Source organism: Candidatus Omnitrophota bacterium (assembly GCA_040755155.1).
GTDB lineage: Bacteria > Hinthialibacterota > Hinthialibacteria > Hinthialibacterales > Hinthialibacteraceae > JBFMBP01.
In genome coordinates this window covers 32,517-52,082 of the sequence record JBFMBP010000082.1, presented here as the reverse complement: position 1 = coordinate 52,082, position 19,566 = coordinate 32,517, and the positions used below count along the sequence as shown (strand labels likewise).

The window sequence follows — 19,566 nt, the reverse complement described above, 5'->3', positions numbered from 1 at the left end:
TTTACGATTTCGATTAATGCCAAACATCCATGAATCGCTCAAGGGCAGAAACAACCTTGCCTTTGCCACTCTCCAAAATGGTCTCTAATTCTATCTGCTCAAGATTCTCTCGATCATTCGCGGGACATACTCTTTCATACGGGGAACGATGGAGGCGTTTTCTCGCGGCAGGGCGGCGATTAATTCCTTCAGACTCATGGCTTTTTCGCCCAGATCGTCAATGGCGTTCAACGCCGCAATAGAAACATAGACGCTGTTCTTATCCAACGACGCCAATTCGATCAAAACGGCCAGCGCTAGGGCAATATCCTCGGCGCCGCCATATTGGCCTAAAGCCTGCGCCGCAACGATGCGGACGCTGGGCGAGGAATCGGCGAGAGCCGTATGAAGCGAATATTTCGCCGCGGTTACGGCGGCGGCGCCCCGCATGAGAATCCCCATAGCGGCCCAATAACGCACGGCTCCATCGCCGTCTTGGAATTTCCTCATGAGATCGGGAATGGCTTCCGTCTTCATGAAAGAGGCCATTTCCGCCATTGTCAAGATTTTTTCCAAGGGATATTTCGCGTCGTCATGTCCCATCTCGTAAGGCGTCGTCTCTTTCGAACGGACATGAATTTCGTCCTCAGGCAAAAAACCTATATCACGAATGTCGAGTTCGAATCGCCGCAACTCCTGGCGCAGCTGGATTAACATATCGTAATGCTCGGCGGAATCGGCCAAATTCTTCACTTCGTCGGGATCGTTTTGCAGATCGTACAGTTCTTCCGGCGGCTTAGGTTCCCAAAAATACGTCTGCGGCGGATGCAGTTTTCCCTCGTCGTAGAGTTTTTTCCATGCTTGCGTCGTCGGCGTTTGAAACATATAGGCAAGATATTGGCCGTAGATTTTATGCGGCATGTAATTTCGAATGTAAATATAGCGTCGGTTGCGAACGGAGCGAACCATGTCATAGCGTTCGTCCATGCGTCCTCGGAAACCATACGCATAATCCGGCTCCGGCGCAACGTATTGCCCTAAAAAGGCATGACCCTGCATGAAATCCGGCGGCTTGACGCCCGCAAGGCTGAGGACGGTCGGCGCGAGATCGACGAAGCCGACCAGGCGGCTGGATCGCCCTCCCGCCGCGCAATTGTCCGGCATGAGGGACTTGTATTTCGGCGGTATGTAAACGACCAACGGAACGCGCAGCCCGGAATTGTAAGGCCAGCGCTTGCAGCGAGGCATTCCAGGACCGTGATCGCCGTAATAGAAAACGATCGCGTCCTCAGCCAATCCGTCTTGCTCCAACTCTTGCAGCGCCTTCCCCGCTTGGGCGTCCATTTCCGTAATCTTGTCGTAATATTGCGCCCAATCCTGGCGCGCTTCCGGCGCGTCGGGATGATAGGCGGGAACGCGAACCTTGGCTGGATCGTGGACGGCGGCGTGAGGGCGCTTGCGGATTTGGCTTTCGTGCGTCGTAGTGAAGTTGAAAACGGCGAAAAAAGGCTGCCCCGGCTTGCGATTGCGCCAATGGGCCTTGCTGCTGGATTCGTCCCAAACCTGGCCGGTTTTTTCCAGGTTGTAATCCTCCTTAACGTTATTCGTACAATAATACCCCGCCTCGCGCAAATAGGCTGGAAACATTTTCATGAAGGAGGGCAATTCCACCATGCTGCGCATGTGCTCCGATCCCGTACAAGGAGGATAAACGCCGGAGATAATCGTCGTTCTCGCCGGAGCGCAAACGGGCGCATTGGACCAGGCGTTGAGATAGATGACTCCCTTAGCGGCCAAAGCGTCGATATGGGGAGAATCGGCGTATCGGTCGCCGTAGCAGCCGAGATGGGGGCCGTTATCTTCGCTGGTGAGCCAGAGGATATTGGGCTTAGCGTGATGGAAATCCATGGCGCTGGCATCGCCGCTCCATAGCGCTCCAGCGGAAAGTGCGGAAGCGGCGGTTAAGAAATCCCGGCGGGATAAGGGATTCGGCATGAACGATCATCCTTCCAGATAACGCGATTTTATAATTTCTTTCGATACGCCATTCGAGACGCGCTGCGGGAATCTTCGACTTTTTTATTGGAAAGAATTTCTCTTTTCTCCTTCTCCGATTCCCCTTCCAATATAACCGGATTATAGACCGCATTCCCAGATATCTGTCTTTCGAATGTCGCTATAATCTCACAGAGAGCTTGCAGAACGACTTTCTTTTCGGCGATCGTTTTTTCAATGCGTTCCAAATCGCCGAGTTGCTGTTCCAGGACCGTTCGCAAAACATGAATGTTGTCCAATTCGAGAGGGGGCGTTTTTTGCTGGAGAATCAAGTCGATTTTCCCATTATTGGCTTGCGCTTTCAATTTTTCTTGCGCCATTTCCAATATCGAAAGGTCTCCCGCCGCCTGGGCGTTCTCGGCGATTATTTTCAGCAATCCCTCCTTGCTTTTTTCCAAAAGGTGGATTTCCATCGATAGAATCATTTTCCAATTGCGAGTCAAGCTCAAGCGTTCTATCAAAAGTTGTTTTTTATACGTGGCGAGTTTGGAAAGAGTGTTGGAATTGAGGGATTCCATATAACGGATATCCCGTTGAAGGCGGGCGGCGGAAAGAGAAGAATCGCTTTGATGGATCTCGTATTTCATCTGGTTGATCTGCTTCATCCAAGGCTGCTTCTCGATCGCATTGATTTTTATCATGCTTTCATTCATGGCGTATGCGATCGCTTCCGATTTTTTCCAGATCGATTCCATTTGCTCGATAGAGGATTCCGATTCCATCGTCATGAAATCGATCTTATGGGGAATCTGGCGCAGAAACAACTTTACGGCGTCGATCTCTTGTTTAATTTCGTCCAGAATATCTCTTCCCTGGCCTTCCGCTAAAGCTTCAATGGTTTTTTGCGCCGTCATCGATATTCCATTTCTCGAAAAAGGTATTGTAATTCAGCGTCTCTCAGGATATTATCGTTCTTACATTAAAATTTTATTATTATTCGCCTCAAGAAAAAAACAATTGGAATTCATGGAGAAACGCCAATTTAAGGATTCTCCTCCCGCAGGAATTCGGCAATGGCCGACTGGAATCCTTTATACGTTATTTTCGCCGCGATGAGTATCGATGGATATAAGACGCCTTCAAACTCCATCATCGTGCGCGACGCTTCATAGCCGTCGATCGACAATAGGGCCAAAGGAGCCAATAGAAAAACGAGAAGAGCGGGCGATTTTCTCCGCTGAACGATCAAAACCGCTATGCCCGCCGCATACATCCCGATAAACAAATACGAATAGCGTAAATTCGAATTATTCATGGAAAAAGAGGTATAGGATTCGAAAGAGCCGATCAGCCGGTCGATGATTCCCCCTCGCTCCCAATTTCTGACGAATATGTGACTCGCTGGGGTAATCGTCAATCCCCAACGCAGCGAAAAAAACTTTTGCGATAGAATATCGAATGGCCGCTTTTTCATCCACGCCAGCGTTTCCGAAAAATACCGTTTCGACAGATCGACGTAATGAATATGGTTATAGTTGACTTTTCCATGATGCAGCAGAACGCCATCGGGGGGGGAATCGATTTCATCGAGACAGGGAACGCCGGTTTTTCGCGGCGCAATATAGTTTTGATAGTTGTCAAGCGAACTGAAAGGCGTTATGGAAAGAATGCTTATATAATTTCCCTCTTCGTCTAGGCAATCGCTATTCTTTTTCATGAACAGTTTGTTGAGTCTTTCTATTTCCGCAAGTTCCCTTTCGTCGAAATGCAATCCGGCGGCAAGATTCATTCCCATCCAGGAAGAGAAGGATGGAACTCCGAATAAAACGATGTTTTTAACGAAAAACGCCAGCGGCAAAAACAAGAGGAGAGAATATGTCCACCGTCCTTCCTTGCGGCATAGAAAACAGATGTAAACGATGGATATAGGCAACAAAAACGTCGACCGCAGCAAAGGCAGCAGCGAAGCGATCAAGCATTGCAGAAATACGTTGCGGCGGAAATAGGCATACAGAAAAGCGATTAAAAGGCATCGAACCAAAAACGTATAAAAAAACCAATTCTGATACATCCACGTATGCGGCCAAACGATATAGAGAATCGTCCAAAAACAAGGATAAGGAAATTTTCTTTCGCATAAAAGCCGATAAAGAATCAAAGAAGCCGCGAAGCCAATGGTTAGGAAAAGAAACCAAAGAATACGGGACGGCGCCGGCGTTGCCAAAGCGGCGGCAGCGATGGCGTTGAGAAGCGGCGGCTGCATATGCAGATTCCATAGCGATTGGAAGGGATGCTCCCTCAATAACGACGGCGCCAACAGTTGCCAAAGATCGAAACTCGGCAGCGGACTCTTGGAACTGGTGGAAAAAAACAACCCATGGGTATAGAGAAATCCATGCCAGACGATCCAAAATCCAGCCGCCGCCGCCATGCCGCGATGCCTGCGGATCGCTTCCCAATTCATGGAAAATCCCTTATCCCTTCTTCTCCCGAACATCTATCCGCTTTCGCGCCGATCGAAATATTCTTTCCCGCCGCTAGAGACGATTTATCTCCGCGGCGCATTATTGTAACCGAAGTCGAGTTCCCAAGCCACAGCACCCGAATTAAAGAACGATTCCGCTTTTCTTGTCCCAAACAGCCGACTCTTGATGCCATCCCGGGAACGATGAATAATGATGCGCTCGCCAAGGCGATCCCTAATTGTCTCCCGGCGCGAGATACCGGTCCGATGCGGCGATGCGATTCGACGCCGCTATGCGTAAAAAACAAATTCATCGACAGCGCGTCGCGGCGGCCGTCCTCGGATGTTCCCGCCCCATGTTTCAAATGGCGTACAGCAAGAAATGTTATCTCATAGCGGGCTGCGCCGCCTTGGCGTTCATGGCGGCGTGGTCGTCCGACCGGATGGAGCGGGGATTGGTTCGGACGATGACGCCCTTTTTTCAAGGCCGCCCCGGCGCATCGGCGACGAGCCTCGATAGGAACTTGAATTTCATTCAAGGAGAACTGCGGCGCGATTGTCCTTTGACGCGGGACATTCAAGCCGTATGGACAGGCTACTTATGGCTGCCCGAAACGAAAACTTACGATTTCACTCTCTTGAGCGACGCCGACGTCCGAATTCTGATCGACGGAAGAGAAATCGCCGCCAAATCCTCCTATCGCACGCCGGTTCTTACTTCCATTCCAACCTTTTTATCCAAAGGAAATCATCGCATCGAAATCCAATATCGCGATGACGGCGAAGCGAGCCAATTCGCTCTCTATCTGCCCAAACGCGGCAGACTCAAGCCCATCTCCTCCACCTACCTGTCACCCTATCCCCTATCGACGGGCCGCGTCTTCCTGCGGCGCATCGCGGATAGCGCGTATCCTTTGTTTATGCTTTTAACAGCAGCCTTGGCGCCCGCCGTATTATTATTCATGAACTGGATCTATCGATCGAAACGAATCCGCTTCGCCGAAATGCACTTTCATGGATTGATGCTGCTGATCTTTCTCGCGGGCTTGCTATTGCGCCTGGTTCTATGCCGGAAAAGCGGCTGGGCCATGCACGGCGATGAAGCCATCGTGGGGATCATGGCGCAGCGCATCGCCGCTTTTCGTTCCTTTCACATGACCTACCTCGGCCAGGATTACGGCGGTCCCTTCGAGTCGTACCTTATGGCGGTTCTCTTTATCCTAATCGGTTACTCTCCCGTTGTTTTACGCATGGTTCCACTGTTTCTCTCCTCTCTGGCTGCGCCTGCATTGGGATACGCCGCCAAGGAGAATTTCGGCTTCCGCGCCGGACTCGCCGCCGCTTTGCTCTGGGCGATTCCTCCGGTTATGCCCTTGGTTTACAGCCTCATGACCATGGTCGGTCCTGTCGAGAACGTCATTTTCCTCGCGCTGGCGTTTTATTTATGGGCCAAATGCAGCCAAGGCGATAAGCCGATCGCGGGATGGCAAACCGGCCTCATCGGTTTTGCTTTGGGGATAGGAACCTGGATCAACTTGCAAATGCTGTATATTCTCCCCCCTTTGTTCCTCTTTTTGCTTCTGCCCATCAATCGGCAAAGGAATGCCAGGTTCTTGAGTCTTTTCTTCGCTTTTTTCCTTATTGGCTGTCTGCCATTGATCCTATACAACCTGCTCCATCCGCTGGCAACGCTCTATTATTTTTTGAACTTATCCGTCAACAAGGCCGGATTTTTTCATGAATTAAGCGTGGAATTTCTCAAGGAAAATGCGCCCGTTCTTCTCGGGCAAAAAGTGCGCTGGCATTTCGGCCAGTCCTTGGCTCTTTGGCCCCGGCCTTGGTGTCCTAAAGTTTTCGCCCTTATCGTCCTGCTCGCAGCGGCCGGTTCATTACTATATTGGCGGCGGAGAAAATCCTGTCCCGCCGAATACGATCGTTTATTATTGCTGGCGGCGTCCTTAACCACGACGGTCGTCATTTTTTGTTTTTCCGGTTTGCCTAATAAAGCGTCCCGGCATATCTTCCTGGCTTTTCCTCTCTTCTTGTTCCTGCTTTCCTGGTTTCTCTCCGTTCTCTCCCGGCGTTGGCCTAAGACGGCCTGTATTCTTTTAGGATTTCAATTGTTTTGGAATGCGCAAGGATATTATTTAACCAGTCCCAAGGACTATTTCCAGCCGGTGCATCTTGTCCCGTGGGGCGAGATTCTGCCAGCGAATTTCCAACCGATAGCCGATCGCATCTCCCAAAAGCCGACCGAGGCGCTCTACGCCGACTACTGGATTGGCGAAAATATTGCTTTTCTCCAACGCGAGCAAATCCCCATTTTTTCCAATCCCCCCCGGCGGCTGGATGACGTCATCGCGGCGGAAAAGAGCCTTGCTCCCTGTTATGTCTTTCACATCAACTCGAAATTCTGGCCCGATTATTCCGCTTTTTTCGCCGCGCTGGGCTGGAGCGAAGAGCCAGTTCTCCCCTTGATGCTCTATCGTCCACAGCAACCTCTGCCGCTGGCGAAGTTTCATTACGCTTACGAAATCCGGCCGGGAGAGGAATTCGTCTTTCACGTTTGCGACGGCAATCTATACACCGCCTGGACGCCGAAGCCCGGCGCCGATTCTATCACTATCCGCTTCCCAGAGCCGCTATCCATTCATCGCCTGGCGGTTATTGCTTCCCTATCGCCCCAGCCTCCGGAACTGACGATCGCTGCTCCGGCATCGCCGGATTCCATCAAGCCGACTTTATATCCTGGCCGCGAAAGAAACCTCTATCTTTACGACTTTCCCGCCGTCGAAACTTCGAGTTTCACTCTTCGTCTCCCGCCGAATAACGAACAAGAGCCTTTTCTGCTATTCGAATTGTTCTGCTTCTGATTGGCGCGATTGAATAAAAAAACTGGCGGAGCCAGTCGTCCCGGCTCCGTCGTTTTTCGCTTTTATAAAGAGAAATCCAATATAATGCTTTTATTTACTATTTCAGCGGCTTCACCCAAACATTCCCGAAAGGCACGCTGTTGCCGTGATCTTGCAGCAAGAGTTGTCCCGTCGGCGCTTCTTTGCCGTCCACTCCGCCGGGCGTGGGCTTCTTGAGAACCACATGGTCATGAATCACGACGCCGTTTTGCTTCACGGTGATTTCGGCGTCTTTGATCTTATTGCCGTTCGCGTCAAAACGCGGCGCCAGGAAGGTAATATCGTAGGTTTGCGCTTCCAAGGGAGGCAGGCAGGCGTTCGCAATCGGCGTCGCTTGTTGATAGATGCCGCCGCAGAGATTATTTTCCGGATGGTCGGCGAAACTGTCGAGCACCTGCACCTCGTAGCGTCCCGCAATATACACGCCGCTGTTGCCGCGCGCCTGGCCCCTTTCGCGCGGCATATAGGGAATGACGAACTCCACGTGATATTCCGCATCGCCGAACGCTTCCTTCGTGTAAATAGAATAGCCCTCCGTCTTCATCAAGCCATTCTGCGCCACCCACACGGGACGGTTTACCCAGTTCGTATTAAGCGCGGCGTCCGTTCCGTCGAACAGCATAATCGCGCTTTCGGGAGGCTTCATGCCCAGCGTAGGCGATTTAATCAACACACGTTTTAGCGAGAAGGCGCCTTCTCCGCTCTGGTTTTTGAATACGCCGTCGAAAGAGCCTTTCGCTTCTTTGCCCTGGCCCGTATAGACAATGTCGCCCGTTACGTCGAAAACGCCGCCCAGTTTTTCGCCAAGGTCAGCCCGGCCTTCAAAATGAGTGACGCCCCGGTTGGTTTTTCCTCTGATTTCCGCCCGTTGCTCCTCCACGCCTTTGGCGCCGACAAAGAACACCGCCCGGTATTCGTCCCAACTTTCTCCTACCACCTGGGCGCGAATGGTCTTGTCTTTCCAGGCCGCGCCGGCGAATTCGCCATGCCAGTTGCCCATAACCGGCCTTTCGCCCTGCGCCGTCGCCAGACTGGCCGCCAACGCCAACGTCAACGCCGTCATGCATGTCCTTCTAATCATCGACAAACTCCTTTCCTTTCATGAAAGAGATGAGAAGACGATCCTCCATCCTTCTTTTCGTTTCAATTTCCATCCATCGCGTAAAGAAAATCCCATCCCGCATTGTCTTACGGTTTTCCGACTGCGGCAAGAGTTCGAGCCGCGGAATTCAAAGACGATGGGGAATGATGAATAACGAGCCGCTTACCGAGAAAAGGCTAAGCGATAACAGGAAGTAAAGTTGGATGAGACTCGTCCTAGGAGAGTGGGCGTCTCGCCCGCACTTGGCTCTAAACCGTAAAGATTAATGATTCGTTTTAAACTCATTATAAAAGACCAAAAATGGTCCCTTAGGAACAACCCACCCGAGGTTCGCGAGCTATATCAAGAAGGAAAAGTAGAAGAGCCATCCTGGCTCTTTCCTTCGCTGCTCAAGAGGCTGGAAGCCGCTTCAACTCTGGTGTTTCAGAAAAGAGATGAATCCCATACCAAGGAAAGGCTCTCAGCAAGAGGCAAATTGACATTATACTTTTATTATTACTACGCGAAAAGAAAATCGCCGGATTGAATCCAGGAAAAAGCGTGTTACCATCTTTCTTCTCTGAGCCGCCGTCCCGCATTTCTTTACGCGGCGGAATTTCCGGTTGAGGATCGTTTCGTGAAATTGGAAAAACTCTTGAATCCGCCGCAGTTGGAGGCCGTCGTCCATCGGGGGAGTCCGTTGTTGGTTCTGGCGGGCGCGGGAAGCGGCAAGACTCGCGTCATTACTTACCGCATCGCCTATCTCATCCATAAGCATCAAATCGATCCCAAGAACATATTGGGCGTAACGTTTACCAATAAGGCCGCCAACGAGATGAAGCAGCGGGTTAAAAGTTTGATCGGCGCTAAGGCGGAGCCGGTGACGTTGTCGACGTTTCATTCGCTGGGATTGAAAATCCTGCGCCAACACGGCGACCGGCTGGGATTCCGCAAGCATTTTTCCATCTACGGCGAAGGCGATCAATTGTCCCTCGTCAAAACCTACTTGCGGGAGCATCCCCAGAAAAAGGAAAAATTCGACGCGGGAATTTTGCTGGCGCGCATCAGCGCTTATAAGAACAACCTGACGCAAGGCGGCAAGGATTATCCTCTATTCAACGATAAATACGATCTCGTCTTCGCCGATATATACGAGAGTTTCCAGCAGGCGCTGCGGGCGCATCAGGCGGTGGACTTCGACGATCTGATCCTCTTGCCCATCCGCCTGTTCGAGGAACATACGGAGATTCTGCGCTATTACCAAGACCTTTATCGACATATTCTCGTCGACGAATACCAGGACACTAATCACGGCCAATGCCGTTTGATCTCCTTGCTCGCCGGGAAGCGGCGGGAGATTTGCGTCGTGGGCGACGACGACCAAAGCATCTACGGCTGGCGCGGGGCGCAGGTGCGCAACATTCTGCAATTCGAACGAGATTACCCCGACGCTAAGGTAATTAAATTGGAGCAAAATTACCGCTCCACCCAAACCATCCTGGACGCGGCGCATCACGTTATCATGAACAACCATAAGCGGCAGGAGAAGCGGCTTTGGACCGACCGCGGACGCGGGAAGAACATCGACGCTTTCCTGGCCAACGATGAAAATGACGAAGCGCAAACCATCGCCTGGCGCATGGAAACCATCAAAGAGCGGACTCACGCGAAATGGTCTGATTTCGCCGTGCTCTATCGCAGCAACATCCAGTCCCGCGCCTTGGAAAGCACGCTGCGCGTTGCCGGAATCCCATACGCCGTCGTAGGGGGCTATGAGTTTTTCGACCGCAAAGAGATCAAGGATATCACGGCCTATCTGCGAGTGATCCGCAACCCCCGCGACGATCTCAGTCTGTTGCGCATCGTCAATTACCCCCGGCGGGGCATCGGGGAAACGACGATCGTGAAGTTGACCGAAGAAGCCCAGCAACGGGGAACGTCCGTATTTGAATGGCTGAAGCAGGTTAAAGACGATCCATCCCTGAGCAAACAAACCCGCGACGGCATTCGCTCTTTCACCGTTATGATCGACGATCTGCGCAACCAAAGCGCTGGCTGCGATCTGCCTGCCTTGGTACGCGCCGCGATCGAACGCAGCGGCTACCGCGAAGAGATCGAAAGAACCATTGAGGATGCCATCGCAATGCAAATGAAAATCGAAATCGTAGAGGAACTAGTCTCCACGGCGTCCGCTTTTATGGAGCGGGACAAGAACGGTTCGTTGTCGGATTTCATCGATTCGATTTCGCTGGGCGACGAGACGAACGGCAAGAAAAACCGCAGGCCGGAGGACGCTGTATTATTGGCGACGCTGCACAGCGCCAAGGGGCTGGAGTTTCCCTTCGTGTTTCTCTGCGGCATGGAAGAAGACCTGCTGCCGCATGGGCGTTCGCTGAAAGACAGTACGGACGTGGACGAGGAACGGCGGCTTTGCTATGTAGGCATGACGCGGGCGAAGAACCATCTTACCCTCAGTCTGACAAAGGAACGGAATAAATTCGGCAGGCGAGCCAAGCGCGTCCCATCGCGCTTTCTCAAAGAGATTCCCGAAGAATTTCTCTGCAAGCAATTCAGCCATAGCCAAAACTTTTTCGATAAGCAAAAAATCGAATCGGACGCCGGTCAAAAAGGAAAAACGTCGCCCGTGGCGGGATCGACGTAAGCGCGGGGCGAAAGAAGGCGGCGGGCAGGGCCGGAGGAAAGACGTTGGCTGGAAAGGGAAATCGTTTGCAAAACCGCCGCCAACGCCTGGAGCATCGTTTCTCGATGGGGAAAAACGGCGTCCGGCATGGATTCTTCTAAAAGATAACGCCGATCCAGTTCGATCTGGATGGCGTCGAGGCCATCGATTTCACTATAGGTTTGCGTCGTATAGGCGCCTTGATAATAATTTTCCGCGACAGCCAAGAAACCCTTCTCTTCCAATCCATTTCGCAAGGCGGAAAGAATGGCGGCGCCGCAAGTCTTGCCATTGCGCGTTCCCAAGTAGATGGCGGGCCGATCTTCGCGCTGATGCTCCCTCCAGGGATAAGCGCTATGCAGGCTGATTAAAAGCGCCTGGCCATACGTCTGGACGGAGGAATCCACTATTCCCCGCAGCCGCTCGTGATAAGGCCGCCAATATTTTTCCAGGCGATAGTTAACTTCCTCTTCCGGTAAGGGATCATCATACAATCGTACTTTGACGCCGCCGATTTCGGCGTAGGGAACGATCACTCCCCCATCCTCATAGACGCAGGCGCCGGGCCATTGGGGGCAAATCCGCGAATCCACGTGTGCGGATCCCCGGTTTAAATCCACGACCAGACGAGAAACCGTGGAATAAGTCCATTGTCCGCCGACGGCGCCGAGCAGATAACGTCCGGCGAAATCGATTCCGCCGTCCAAACGCTGCGCCGCCGCTTCCATCAATCGGAGATGATGGCGCAATTCCGGCGGAACCTCGCGTCCCAAGTGGGGCGATTCGAAGAGAATGCCGCAAGGGGCGCCGGTTAAGATCGCAGGCTCGTATTCCGGCATATTACTCATCCTTCAAAAAGCGTCTATTATAATATCTTCTTGCCGTATGGCTAATCTCGCCTATCCGCCGAGATATACTTGTATTTTAAGTATTTTAGGCGAGCGGCGTCGAACTTCCAGTTGATTTTGGAGATTTTATTTATGTATGGCCTGCAATCGAGAGAATTGGAAAGCAAGCAATTGGACGACATTATCGCGGAGGTTTATAAAGACCTCCATGAAATCGACGAAGTTTTATCGGCTCCGGACGGCGACTACGGCATTTTCAAATATTCGGGAACCAGTCCCCAAGCCCAATATTATTTCACTCGAATGAGCAAAAAACGAGACGCCAAACGGCCGGGGTTGGGCTTCGTCATCCAACGCGCCGAACTGCCCGATAAATTCCGCATTTCTCTGGACCTGGAAATCAGCGGCGACGTCACGGGAAAAGACCCGCAAAAAATCGTGGAAGCGTTAACGTCCTATTCCCAGAATGAATATGGAATGCATGCGCCGACTTACATTCTTTACCTTCAGCTGGCCCATAGCGGCAAAAGGGGTTGGGCCAACAAAACGTTCGTCGGCGTGGAGATCGACGTCGCGGATCAGGATTTCAACGCCATGAACAAGTTGAAAAAGAGAATCCTGACCTCTTCCAAAAAACTATTTCAAGCCGTCGATTACGCTTTGACGGATTATTGATCGCCATTCATCCAGGTTATTCGTTTTCGAAGAAAATAGGCTTTTTATGGTTAAAGAATGCGATTCCAATTGCCCTAACGCGGAGGTTTCTCCGGAAGGAACGAAGGAAGAGGAAGGCGGACGGCCAAGGAAGAACGAGTTGTATTGCAAGCAGCATAAAAGGCTCAATCAAAGAAAAAAACCGTGCCTGAACGCTGTCCCCAGCGCCGCCCGCAAGAGAAAACGTTCGCCATCCCGCTGATGGCACAGATATCCCAATCCATGATCCCTACGCTCGTCAATACTCTCGCCGTTCTGATCGGCTCCGCCATTGGACTGACGTTTCACGGAAAACTTGCGCCGCGTTTTCGCAGCATTCTCTTTCAAGCCATTGGCCTGACGACCATCGTCATCGGCCTGCGCGACGCCTTGAAAACGGAAGACATTCCGCTGCTGGCCTTGGGCATGATCGCGGGCGGACTACTCGGCGAAGCGTTGAATATCGAAGCGGGAATGGAATCGCTGGGCGGCTTTTTAAAACGCCTGTTGCGGCAGGAAAAGGAATCGCAGTTCATCGACGGCTACGTCTTCGCCAGCGTCCTGTTCTGCGTGGGCGCCATGACGGTCGTAGGAACCTTTCGCGCCGGAGCGGAGGGAAACGGCGACATCATCTACACCAAGAGCCTGCTTGACGGCCACGCCGCCCTTTTCCTGGCGGGAGCGATGGGCGCCGGCGTTATGGCCAGCGCGTTGACGATTCTCGTTTTTCAAGGGGCTTTGACGCTGATTTTCATGCAACTGGGCGCGGCGCTGCCGGAATACGTCATTACGGAAGCGGCGGCGGCGGGAGGATTGCTCATCTTCGGCATCTCCATCAACATGCTCGAACTGGGGAAAATCCGGTTGGGAAACCTCTTTCCCGCCATTTTCCTCGCGCCGTTCTTCGTGTGGTTGAAACATCTGTTTTTATAATCCATACAGCGAAGAGAATTTGTTTTCCAGATAACGCAAATAAGGTTCGCAATCCGGTTCGTTTCCCGTGATTTTTTCGATGAGTTGGGGCGCCGTCAATCGGCGGCCATGCTTGTGGACGTTATCGCGCAGCCAGCCCAATAAGCCGCCGAAGCAGCCCGTTTCGATTTGCGTCCATAGATCGGGAATATCCTGCATAATCTTCTCGAAGATTTGCGCCGCATAGAGATTGCCCAACGCATAGGTAGGAAAGTATCCCACGAGGCCATGCGACCAGTGGATGTCTTGCAAGCAGCCCGCCGCGTCATCCGGAGGATTCAATCCTAAATAATCCCGCATTTTTTCGTTCCAAACTTGCGGAATATCGCAAACCTTCAACGTCCCTTCCATTAATCCTGCTTCGATTTCAAAACGCAGAATAATATGCAGGTTATAGGTGCATTCGTCCGCTTCCACGCGGATGAGCGAGGGACGCACTTGGTTGACCGCCGCGTAAACTTGTTCGGGCGTAAGCGCTGCAAGACGTTCGGGATATCGATCGCGCAGCATCGGAGCGTAATGCTTCCAGAATGCGAGACTCTTGCCAATCATATTTTCCCACAAGCGCGATTGCGATTCGTGAACGCCCAGCGAAATCGCCTGCGCCAGCGGCGTGCGGCGATCTTCCAGACGAAAGCCCTGCTCGTAAAGCGCGTGTCCGCCCTCGTGGATCGAACTGGCGAGCGCGGAAAACAGATTGCGCTCGTCGATGCGGGTGGTGATGCGCACGTCGCAAATATCGAAATTGGTCGTGAAGGGATGTACGGACTTGTCCTGCCGCCCCGCTTCGAAATCGAAGCCCATGTCTTTCAATACGCCCAGCGAAAAATCCCACTGCGTTTTTTCGTTCCATTCGCCTACGGTCCAGGAAACGTCCGGTTGGCGGGAAGAATGGACGATGCGGCGAATTAGATCGCGTTGACAGCTCGCCAAAACGCCGAATAAAACCTTCAATTTTTCCGCCGTCATGCCCCGTTCGTAATCTTCCAAGAGGGCATTGTAGGGCGAGCCTTCGTATCCCAGCAGATCGGCTTTGCGGCGCAGGAGTTGCCATAGTTTTTCCAACCGGGATTGGAAGAGCGCGAACTTTTTCTCTACTCGCGCCTTCAACCATGCCTGGAAGGCGGCGCTTTGCTCCAAGGAAAATTCATGAACGAACGCTTCCGGCAATTTTACCGCCCGTTCGTAATCGTAAAGCGCGATCTCCACCAGTTTGGCGTCATCCTCGGAAAGCTGTTCGACAGTCTGCCGCAGATCATGCAAAAGCGCGCCCATTTCCGGCGCAGTAAAAGCGCGATGCGCCAAAGCGGAAAGGGTGGCGATTTGCTCCCCGCGCGCGGGCGCGGCCTTGGGCGGCATATACGTCTCCATATCCCATTGGAGAAGCGAGGCGGCGGAATGAATATCGGAGACTTCGCCAAGGCGGGCGCGAAGCTGGGAGAGTTTTTCTTGCGGCATTCTAAATTCACCTTTCGCGTTTTCGTCGATCGTCAAGATTAGAAGCTCGGTCGAGAAACGGAAGGGATTTGCGCTGGGAGAGATCAGTTAAGGAGACAAGGAGACTGGGAAACTGGGGCAAGATTGTTTCTGCTCTTGCAACATCCCTTATTTTTCATCATTCATCATTAAAAAAAGTTTTTCTCCGTAAAATCCAAATCATCCATAAAATCCGTGATTCAAAAAAATTTGTGGAATTCTCCTGTTACGCATTTCCATCCCCTCGCCCTCCGGAAATGGTTAAGGGTGAGAGGGTTTAGTCTAACCAACCAGCGTAACTTATCCCTATTCATGACCAACAGAGCGACCGCGATCGCCGTTAAGGGCGTTTCGGGCTGTTTCGTTTATCAGCGCGGCTTTCTTTACCCAACGATTGGCCGGATCGAGATGGCCGACGAAACGAAGACGATAGTAATACGCCTTATTTTATCATATCCAGCCAATCGGAGCCTTCGTAGGCGGCGTCTTGGGTAGGGATGGTTCCGAGAGCGTACAAGAGTTGCGCGTAAACCTTGAGGAAGCCGTAGCGGGTAGTTACGACATTGGTGTCGGCGGTGACTTTTTCCGTCAGGGCTTGGGTTACGTCGAGGCTGTCGGCCAAACCTTCCTCGTAAAGGTTGAGGAAGCGCTCATGGTTTTCCTTGGCGACAATGGCCGCTTCGAGGGCGATTTCCAGGTTGCGGCGTTCTTCCTGCAAGGCGAGGGCGGATTGTTCCACCAGGCTGTGAACGGCGCGGACGGCGGCGTCGCAGCGTTGTTTCTGGGCTTCCAATTGTTCTTTGGTGCGGCGGATTTTAGTCATCTTGCGTCCCCCTTCGAAGAGGGGAACTTGGACGCCGACCTGAATCGCCCATTCCTGGTCCTCCAGGGTCATGTCGCCGGTGTCATTGTATCCCCAGGAGCCGCCAAAACTCGCCGTGGGTAGAAATTCGCCGCGGGCGATGGAGACGGATTGTTCCCGCTGCTTCACGAGGATGGAAGCCAGCTGGATGGAAGGATTTTTTTCTTGCGCCATAGCGAAGAGGCGGTCGAAGGTTTTCACGGCTTCCACGATGTTTTCATGGGGCGTATAGGAGGCGAGACCGGCGCCATCGAATTGATGGCGCTTTTCCATAGGAACGCCAATCACTTGGTTGAGAACCACCTGGGCGCGTTCGAGGGCAATCTCGGAGGAAACGACGTCGCGCAGGGCGGACGAGCGCGTCAGTTCGGCGCGCAGAACGTCGGTGCGGATGCGGAGACCGGCTTCGTAATTGGCGGTGGCGGTTTGCAATTGCTTATTGGCCAAGAGGAGCCGCTGCTGCTGCACGTTCAATAGTTCCTGGGCGCGGAGAATGTCAAGATAAGCGCTGACCGAATCGAAGACGACGATTTGCTCTTGGCCGTCTTTTTGCCATTGGGCCGCCTCTTTTTGCAGGGAGGCGAGAGCAATGGTTCCCAAGAGCGTATGATCGTAAATCAGCTGGGTCAATTGTAGTTTGTTGGACCAATTGGCGCCGGTGAAGCCTAATTTGCTGAAGTCGATGGGGGAAGCGGTTCCTGCAGGCAGATCGAAATCGAATTTATCCGAATGAGTTTTCGTCAATTGAAACGCATAAGAAAGTTGGGGATAGTAGCCGCTTTCCGTTTCCCGCTTTTGCAAATCGGCGGCATTTTTGTCGCGGCGGACGGCTTCCAATTCGCGGTTGTTTTGGATAGCGGTAGAGACCGCTTGGGACAGCGACAACGTTCCCGTTTCCTGGCTCGCCGCCGGGAGAACCGCCATTAGGATCGTTAGACATAGAAGAGTAGCGCCTGTTTGGCTTATCCATCGATTTCTCATTGAATAAAACATCGTAATCCTCCGCTTTTCGTTTGTCGATTCGCGTTGCTTATCGTTCGAATCGCTGGGAGCAAGACAATTCCGTATTATACCCAAGTGCATTTCCTATCGGGAGTCAATGATAGTGAAACGCCTGAAAAAATAAAAACCTTCGGAGAGTTTATTTTCAAGGATAGCGTATTGGGCGCAGGAATGGCTGCAAAGGATATGTAGATGGAATTTCCTTTAAGCCCGCGTCGCTTGACAATGGGAAGTATGTTTCTAAAAATGCGGGAAACCCGCCATAAGAAGAATTCGAATCGATTGGGAGGAGCGCGTCTCGTGGAACAACCCTTAAAGCCGCAAAATGCAAACCAAAAGATGTTCGAAGGAGTCACCCTGTATCATTGGATCATCGTATTGATCGCGTCGTGCGGGTGGCTGTTCGATTGCATGGATCAACGCATTTTCGTGTTGGCGCGGGAAATGGCGTTGACGGAACTGTTCGATGCCGGTACGGCGCGCGATATCGTCAACTTTTACGGTACGGTGGCAACGACGTGCCTGATGCTTGGATGGGCCACGGGAGGCATTATCTTCGGCATTTTCAGCGATAAATTCGGCCGCGTGAAAACGATGGTGCTAACGCTTTTAGTCTATTCGGGATTTACGGGACTATCAGCCTTGTCGATCGGCTGGATCGATTTCTGCATCTACCGGTTTCTGGTAGGGCTGGGCGTGGGAGGCATGTTCGGCGCGGCGACGACGTTGATCGCCGAGAGCGTTCCTTCGAAAGTGCGGTCGCTGGCTCTAGGATCGCTGCAATCGCTTTCGGCGACGGGGAATATAATCGGATCGTTCGTGGCTTTGAAAATCGATCCCGGCCTTCCCTTTTCTTTCTTCGGATGGGAAATGTCCGGTTGGCGGGCGGTATTTCTCGTGGGGATTTTACCCGCGCTGCTGGTGATTCCCATCGTTACTATCTTGCGCGAGCCGGAGGCTTGGAAAAAAGCGAAGGAGGAAGCGGCGCGGCTGCGGGCCTCTGGAGAAACAGCGAAGGCGGCGGACAAAGAGATGGGTTCGTTCGTCGATTTATTCAAGAAAAATCCTTGGCGGAGAAATACGATCGTCGGCTTATGCTTAGGCGTATCGGGAATGATCGGATTGTGGGGCATCGGCTTCTTCTCGCCGGAATTGATCACCACGGCGCTGCGGGACAAGCCGCTGACGGAAGAGGATATCAAGGATCCTGGAACGCTGGCTCTTAAATTCAAGGAAGAAAAGGAGCCGATGGTCCGCTATCTAAAACAACGCTTTTCAGAAGAATCGTTGCGGCAAATCGGCGCCTACGGCGAGAATTACTGGAAACTGAAGCCGGAGGATGTTAAAGATTGGAAAGGATTATGCCGGGCGTTAAAACGGGGGGAGCGAACCTCTTCGTCCAGTCCGGCTCGGCGGGCGTGGGAACGGATGTCGCCGGAAGCTCGTCAGGCGGTCGCCGAAGCGGCGCGGGGGGGGGAGGCCGATCAAGCGGCGATTATCGAAGCGTTGAACGGCGTATTGGCTAAACTAGATTTTTATGCGCAAGAGGATTTCAAAAGCGTTGAGACGCCAGCGGCGGCGAAAACCATTATCGATCGCGAAGAAGAGAAGGGCGCGGAAAGCAAGCGGACGAGCGCGGACAATCTGATGCTTAACCGCCTGTTGCTGGACGCCGCCTATCCCGATCTATTGGTGGACGCCCGCCTTCCCTTGCAAGTTCTCTTCGATACGGAGTTGAACCGGCATTTAGAGACGAATTTGTTCTATGAATTCGGCTACGCCGATTTATTCGTCAAAATGAAAGAGGGCAAGGAGCCGATCTATGTTTATATGAAAAGCCAATTGCCGGCGGAGACGCAAACATTGATCGAGACCTACGATTTCTCGCAAGCGCCAACGGCGGAGCAACAACGGCTCTTGGCCCAATCGCTGATCGAATTGGATAAAACGGCGGATAAAATCGCCGCCGATAATCGGTTTGCAGCGTATCTCGGCTTGTCCAAAGGCGTTCGGAACTTGATCGAAAAAGAGAAATTGGCGAAGGAAGGCAAGGAGAAAAAAGAGAATATCATCGTCGCCAACCGGGCGCTGTACGAAGCGGCGTTTCCCGGAGAAATCCGCATGGTGAAGGAATACGCGGGGCAGGTGAGGGCTAAGGGAACGATGCTGCAGGATGTGGGATCGTTCCTGGGCATGTTCGCATTCACGCTGGTGGCGACGTTTATGGGACGGAGGTTGGCGTTTTTTATCTCCTTCATCCTTTGCATGTTCATCACGATGTTCGTTTTCAATTCGCTGAATTCCGCATGGGACGCTTATTGGATGCTGCCTCTAATGGGCTTTGCTCAGTTGTCGTTATTCGGCGGGTATTCCATTTATTTCCCCGAACTTTATCCGACGCGGCTGCGGGGCACAGGCGTGGGTTTCTGCTATAACACCGTGCGTTATTTGGCGGCGCCTTTCCCGATTCTGCTGGGCTATCTTGCTATGATCCTATCGTTCCGCACCGCCGCCATTCTGATGTCCACGATTTATGTTATAGGCATGGTCGCGCTGATCTGGGCGCCGGAAACGAAGGGCCAGGAATTGCCGGAAGATTGAT

General features: G+C 52.4%; 12 protein-coding genes. 5 read left to right on the top strand and 7 right to left on the bottom strand.

Annotation, left to right across the window (positions count from 1 at the left end; all coding sequences use genetic code 11):
- Nucleotides 1-90 precede the first annotated feature (90 nt).
- From AB1656_11510 to AB1656_11500, 3 genes are all read right to left on the bottom strand, one after another.
- Nucleotides 91-1,974, bottom strand: coding sequence for a sulfatase-like hydrolase/transferase (locus AB1656_11510; GenBank protein MEW6236006.1), 1,884 nt, complete (start codon nucleotides 1,972-1,974; stop codon nucleotides 91-93).
- A 29-nt stretch (nucleotides 1,975-2,003) separates the two neighbouring features.
- Nucleotides 2,004-2,888, bottom strand: a complete 885-nt coding sequence (locus tag AB1656_11505; protein MEW6236005.1) for a hypothetical protein — start codon at nucleotides 2,886-2,888, stop codon at nucleotides 2,004-2,006.
- A 128-nt stretch (nucleotides 2,889-3,016) separates the two neighbouring features.
- Nucleotides 3,017-4,438: a hypothetical protein gene (locus AB1656_11500; protein ID MEW6236004.1), complete on the bottom strand. Its 1,422-nt coding sequence runs from the start codon at nucleotides 4,436-4,438 to the stop codon at nucleotides 3,017-3,019.
- Between the two features lie 239 nt (nucleotides 4,439-4,677).
- Here AB1656_11500 and AB1656_11495 point away from each other — a divergent pair, with 239 nt between their 5' ends.
- Nucleotides 4,678-7,311 carry a PA14 domain-containing protein gene (locus tag AB1656_11495; GenBank protein MEW6236003.1) on the top strand — a complete coding sequence of 878 codons (2,634 nt, stop codon included), beginning with the start codon at nucleotides 4,678-4,680 and terminating at the stop codon, nucleotides 7,309-7,311.
- A gap of 97 nt (nucleotides 7,312-7,408) precedes the next feature.
- Here AB1656_11495 and AB1656_11490 read toward each other — a convergent pair whose 3' ends face one another.
- Nucleotides 7,409-8,431, bottom strand: coding sequence for a DUF1080 domain-containing protein (locus tag AB1656_11490; GenBank protein MEW6236002.1), 1,023 nt, complete (start codon nucleotides 8,429-8,431; stop codon nucleotides 7,409-7,411).
- A 637-nt stretch (nucleotides 8,432-9,068) separates the two neighbouring features.
- Here AB1656_11490 and AB1656_11485 point away from each other — a divergent pair.
- Nucleotides 9,069-11,093: a UvrD-helicase domain-containing protein gene (locus tag AB1656_11485; protein ID MEW6236001.1), complete on the top strand. Its 2,025-nt coding sequence runs from the start codon at nucleotides 9,069-9,071 to the stop codon at nucleotides 11,091-11,093.
- Here AB1656_11485 and AB1656_11480 read toward each other — a convergent pair.
- A complete protein-coding gene (locus tag AB1656_11480) occupies nucleotides 11,054-11,950 on the bottom strand; it encodes an N-formylglutamate amidohydrolase (protein MEW6236000.1) in 897 nt (298 codons plus the stop codon). The two genes, AB1656_11485 and AB1656_11480, sit on opposite strands and share 40 nt — an antisense overlap.
- A 141-nt stretch (nucleotides 11,951-12,091) precedes the next feature.
- On the opposite strand from AB1656_11480, the gene AB1656_11475 reads away from it, so the two are divergent.
- Nucleotides 12,092-12,634: a hypothetical protein gene (locus tag AB1656_11475; protein ID MEW6235999.1), complete on the top strand. Its 543-nt coding sequence runs from the start codon at nucleotides 12,092-12,094 to the stop codon at nucleotides 12,632-12,634.
- Between the two features lie 183 nt (nucleotides 12,635-12,817).
- Nucleotides 12,818-13,585: a DUF554 domain-containing protein gene (locus tag AB1656_11470; protein ID MEW6235998.1), complete on the top strand. Its 768-nt coding sequence runs from the start codon at nucleotides 12,818-12,820 to the stop codon at nucleotides 13,583-13,585.
- On the opposite strand, the gene AB1656_11465 is transcribed toward AB1656_11470, so the two are convergent.
- Both AB1656_11465 and AB1656_11460 read right to left on the bottom strand, forming a co-directional pair.
- Nucleotides 13,580-15,082, bottom strand: a complete 1,503-nt coding sequence (locus AB1656_11465) for a carboxypeptidase M32 (GenBank protein ID MEW6235997.1) — start codon at nucleotides 15,080-15,082, stop codon at nucleotides 13,580-13,582. The genes AB1656_11470 and AB1656_11465 overlap by 6 nt on opposite strands.
- A gap of 460 nt (nucleotides 15,083-15,542) precedes the next feature.
- Entirely contained in the window at nucleotides 15,543-16,943 is a 1,401-nt protein-coding gene (locus AB1656_11460; GenBank protein ID MEW6235996.1) for a TolC family protein, read from the bottom strand.
- Between the two features lie 321 nt (nucleotides 16,944-17,264).
- On the opposite strand from AB1656_11460, the gene AB1656_11455 reads away from it, so the two are divergent.
- Nucleotides 17,265-19,565, top strand: a complete 2,301-nt coding sequence (locus tag AB1656_11455; GenBank protein ID MEW6235995.1) for an MFS transporter — start codon at nucleotides 17,265-17,267, stop codon at nucleotides 19,563-19,565.
- Nucleotide 19,566 lies beyond the last annotated feature (1 nt).

Bases quoted from the DNA above. Each gene is read 5' to 3' on its own strand.
- AB1656_11510 (MEW6236006.1), bottom strand. From the start codon at position 1,974: ATGCCGAATCCCTTATCCCGCCGGGATTTCTTAACCGCCGCTTCCGCA.
- AB1656_11505 (MEW6236005.1), bottom strand. From the start codon at position 2,888: ATGACGGCGCAAAAAACCATTGAAGCTTTAGCGGAAGGCCAGGGAAGA.
- AB1656_11500 (MEW6236004.1), bottom strand. From the start codon at position 4,438: ATGAATTGGGAAGCGATCCGCAGGCATCGCGGCATGGCGGCGGCGGCT.
- AB1656_11490 (MEW6236002.1), bottom strand. From the start codon at position 8,431: ATGATTAGAAGGACATGCATGACGGCGTTGACGTTGGCGTTGGCGGCC.
- AB1656_11480 (MEW6236000.1), bottom strand. From the start codon at position 11,950: ATGCCGGAATACGAGCCTGCGATCTTAACCGGCGCCCCTTGCGGCATT.
- AB1656_11475 (MEW6235999.1), top strand. From the start codon at position 12,092: ATGTATGGCCTGCAATCGAGAGAATTGGAAAGCAAGCAATTGGACGAC.
- AB1656_11465 (MEW6235997.1), bottom strand. From the start codon at position 15,082: ATGCCGCAAGAAAAACTCTCCCAGCTTCGCGCCCGCCTTGGCGAAGTC.
- AB1656_11460 (MEW6235996.1), bottom strand. From the start codon at position 16,943: ATGAGAAATCGATGGATAAGCCAAACAGGCGCTACTCTTCTATGTCTA.